Below are 3,850 nucleotides of genomic sequence, written 5' to 3'. Positions count from 1 at the left end.
GCGTTGCGGATCACGTCGCCGAGGCCGATCGTGCTCTCGCGCTCCAAGGTCCAGCCCGCCACCGCGGTGTGCGGCTGCACGAAGGGTTCCTGGAAAGGCAGGATGTCCGGCATGCCCTCCACGAGGAGCCCGTCACGGTCGATGAGGAAGAAGCGCGAGCGGGCCTCCGCCTCCGGCAGGCCGTCCTCAATTATGGCCCGCAGCAACAGCGCGCTGATGCCGCTGCCCGCCCCGCCCGCGCCAAGCACCGCAATGCGCTGCTCCCGCATGGGCACGCCGGTGACGTTCACGGCCGCGAGGAGCGTCCCGGCAGCGATCACCGCGGTGCCCTGAACGTCGTCATTGAAGGTACACAGCCGATCACGATAACGCTCCAGAAGCCGGGTCGCGTTGTTGCGCGCGAAGTCCTCCCATTGCAGCAGGACGTGCGGCCAGCGCTCGACGACCGCTGAGACGAACGCCTCGACGAAGTCGTCGTAAGCATCGCCGCGCACGCGCTCGTGACGCCAGCCGACGTAGAGCGGATCGGACAAGCGTTCCGGGTTGTCGGTGCCAACATCGAGCAGGACGGGCAGCGTGGTGGCGGGATGGAGCCCACCGCAGCCTGTGTAGAGCGACAGTTTGCCGATCGGGATGCCCATCCCGCCGGCACCCTGGTCACCGAGACCGAGAATGCGCTCGCCGTCGGTCACGACAATGGCCTCGACATTGTCGAAATGGGAATGGCTCAGGATGCGCGGAATGTGGTCCCTGTAGGGCATGCTCAGGAATAAGCCGCGAGGCTTGCGGAAAATCTGACTGAACTGCTGGCAGCCCAGGCCGACTGTCGGGGTGTAGATAATGGGGAGCATCTCTTCGAGATGGCGCACCAGCAGGGCATAGAAGAGCACCTCGTTGGTGTCCTGGAGCCCGCACAGGAAGACATAGCGCTCGGAGTCGTTCGGGAGCTGGCGGAATGCCTGCAAGCGCCGGGCGACCTGCTCGTCGAGGGTGGCGACGATCGGGGGCAAGAGGCCGTGTAGCCCGAAGAGCTCGCGCTCCTGGTCCGTGAAGGCCGTCCCCTTGTTGAGCAAGGGTTGGTTTAGAAGGTCATAGCTGCTGCGGTTGGTCTCGACATAGGGTCCGTCAACCATCCCATAACCTTGTTCAGTGGCCATCTGGCGCTCTCCAAAATCGCTGTATGTCGGGCACAAGCCTTTTCACGCACCAACGTGCAAGTCGTTCTCGTTCGGGGTTCTGTGCTCGAGCATGGCTAACTCGACAAACCGGCCCTGAGCGCTTCGATCATGCTCAACCCTTGACCCAGTTTACCATCAGAGCCCCGACCTTACCGCGACCTGTCCGTCCAGCATTGACTCCCATCCGGGTTTCCGGAAACCGCAGGACTGCGATCTCTTGATCGCTCCGAGTTGATGTTAGTTCAGGGCTGCTCCGAGAGTCATGGACTATCGGCGGAGCGGCTCTGGCGAACGCAGCTGCCCAGGCTTGCAGGCCCGGCACTGTGTCAGTCACAAGTGGTCCAGCGTAGCATACGCCCACTTTAGAAGCCGCAAATAATCCTGATTGCTCGTAACCAGCGGGTCCAAGATTCGAATCCTTATACACCTACGAATCAGATCAAAGACTCAGTGGATAATGAGAGTCATGTCGGATCGGCTATGTAACCGATAGGCAGCAATCGTTGCTGCGCTTAGGTGCAGAACTTACTGAGCACTGTCGCATTCGTATGCTTATGGCGTCGCCGGCGGCTGGATGAATTCAGCGCCTCCAGACGATCGATATTGTTGAGAGCCGCTCCAAGGCAGCTTCAAGCAGGGAGTCTGGTCTAGAGGGAGCCGGAGAATGGGCCTCCTCGGGACCGTGATGCTGCTTCTGACCTAGTCCTACCTGACGGCCTTCGCGGTGCTGCTCGGAGCCGGGCTGAACGCCGAACTGGAGCGTCAGACTTCCCGTGACACCACGGGCCCGCCCGGAGCCTCGGCGAGCGCGGCGCCGCCGTGGCCGACATCAAGGCGTGACCGGTCTCACTACGTCCAGCTGCGAGAGCCAACTCGACCCTGATCGGTAGCGCGAGACGGCTCAGGTCTGGATCGGCACGGTGGCTCTGCGCCGGGCGTGACCTGGTGGCCTGCCCCGAGACCGGATCACAAGCCTCCCAGGTTCACGCCGCCCCTCAGCGAGTTAACCCGCCGCCTGAGCGGCGGCTCCGGCGGCGGGTTCACCCGGCGGACCTCCATCGAGACCCTGATGGTCAGCACCCGCTGGCGATGCTCGTTTCTTACCTCAACCGTGACGTCACGGGCCTCGCCCGTCGGCAGCCGGTCGCGTCCAATTTCAGCCGCCGTGCACGCGGCCTCGTATTCGGCGGTGTCCAGATCATCGAACTCCACACCGTCTTCATCGGGAGCGAACCGCTCGCCTTCCTGGACGTCGAAGTAATAGCGGGGCACCGGGATTCCTGTCTGGCGCAATGGTAGTCAATGCTTTGCCCGGCGACTTGTTCGCCGCTCCATAAAGCGCCTTTTGGCGAACGGCGCGGATGATCACGTGCCCGCGCGACCGGAGCGTGCTCGCGCCTTCTGGGTCGGCAGACAGGGTACGTCGCCACCGATATCGGAGTTTGTTAGACATCAGAACGACGGCTGTTGCCTCATGTGAAGTGACGTCGAGAGGGGGACCGGAAAGCCTCTGGGGGAAGATCGCTTATGGCAAGCGTGCAGCGCGTGGTATTGGTGGTGTGAGCCGGAGACATCGAGAGCTCTGATGCTGATGATCAGAACCGGGAGCAAGGGGGCCACCTTACCCCGGCTCACTTTTACACCGCTGCTGAAGACCTCACATGATCGGAAGCTGTCAGGCAATTGCTTGCGAAGTGGCTTCGCTCCAGGGCTATCTGCTGAAATGAGTTAAGCCGATCCTTTGGAAGAGCATGATCGATCTCAGACTTCTGGATCTTTATCGAGACCGTGAAAACGAGCTGGGATGCTATGGGCCCGGTTCCACTCCGTCGCAGCAGGGCCTGTTCAGGATCCCCCACGTCGCGACGGCTGTGACGCTGACCGTCGTGGCGTCAACCCGCGAGGGCTGGGACCACGTGTCTGTCTCGCTCCCGAACCGGTGTCCCGACTGGCCCGAGATGAGCTTCATCGCAAAACTGTTCTTCGCTGACCAGCCGGCGATGCAATTGCATGTCCCGGAAGCGGAGCACGTGAACGTTCACCGCTACTGCCTGCATTGGTGGTCGCCGAACGACGGCCGCGAGATTCCTCGGCCACCGCAAGGGATGGTCGGTTGACCTGCGCCGAACTCGTCATGCTCGACGAGAACATTGCGTGCGAGGTGGTCAGCGCCAGCCACCGCGACGCCAACACTGACATCCCTGGCAATCGCCACTGGGTCATCGCGGACGTAATACCTGCAGACTTAGTGGTTTTGTTTGCAGATATACCCCGCATCGCCCGGACATGCGCTCCGCAATCAGCCTTCTGCGAGTTATGCCACGCGCACGGGTTTCACCCGGGTGATTGTCATCGAGACCGTTACGGTCACCACCCGCTGGCCGTGTTCGTCGCGCACCTCAATGGTGATTTCCCGGGCATCGCTCGCCGGCAGCCGTTCGCGTCCGATTTGTGCCGCGGTGCATGCGGCCTCGTATTCGGCAGAGTCCAGATCGGCGAATTCCTGGCCGTCTTTATCGGGAGCGAACGTCTCGCCGTCACGGAGGTCGAAATAATAGCGGGGCATTGCGATCCCTGCCGAGAACCATGGCCGTCAATGCTCAGTCCGGCAACTTGTTCGCCACTCGATAATCATCCTTTAGCGACCGCTCCGCCACACGATCGATTGCGTC

The 3,850-nt window shown here is 62.0% G+C and carries 4 protein-coding genes; 1 reads left to right on the top strand and 3 read right to left on the bottom strand.

Translation table 11 applies throughout. From position 1 onward, the window contains the following. Together maeA and BN1233_RS24570 are read right to left on the bottom strand one after the other, a co-directional pair. Positions 1 to 1,157, bottom strand: a 1,157-nt coding sequence (maeA, locus tag BN1233_RS24575) for an oxaloacetate-decarboxylating malate dehydrogenase (protein ID WP_046866549.1), incomplete at its 3' end; no start/stop codon positions are given. 987 nt (positions 1,158 to 2,144) lie between these two features. After that, a complete protein-coding gene (locus BN1233_RS24570) occupies positions 2,145 to 2,450 on the bottom strand; it encodes a DUF6894 family protein (protein ID WP_048708283.1) in 306 nt (101 codons plus the stop codon). 479 nt (positions 2,451 to 2,929) lie between these two features. On the opposite strand from BN1233_RS24570, the gene BN1233_RS24565 reads away from it, so the two are divergent. After that, positions 2,930 to 3,295: a DUF7694 domain-containing protein gene (locus BN1233_RS24565; protein ID WP_052763916.1), complete on the top strand. Its 366-nt coding sequence runs from the start codon at positions 2,930 to 2,932 to the stop codon at positions 3,293 to 3,295. A gap of 197 nt (positions 3,296 to 3,492) precedes the next feature. Here BN1233_RS24565 and BN1233_RS24560 read toward each other — a convergent pair whose 3' ends face one another. Further along, positions 3,493 to 3,744: a DUF6894 family protein gene (locus tag BN1233_RS24560; protein WP_046866277.1), complete on the bottom strand. Its 252-nt coding sequence runs from the start codon at positions 3,742 to 3,744 to the stop codon at positions 3,493 to 3,495. Positions 3,745 to 3,850 lie beyond the last annotated feature (106 nt).

It is taken from the genome of Microvirga massiliensis (assembly GCF_001006805.1).
In the GTDB taxonomy this organism is placed as follows: domain Bacteria; phylum Pseudomonadota; class Alphaproteobacteria; order Rhizobiales; family Beijerinckiaceae; genus Microvirga; species Microvirga massiliensis.
The sequence above is the reverse complement of the archived record's forward strand: the minus strand, read 5'-3'. Positions and strand labels throughout refer to the sequence as shown.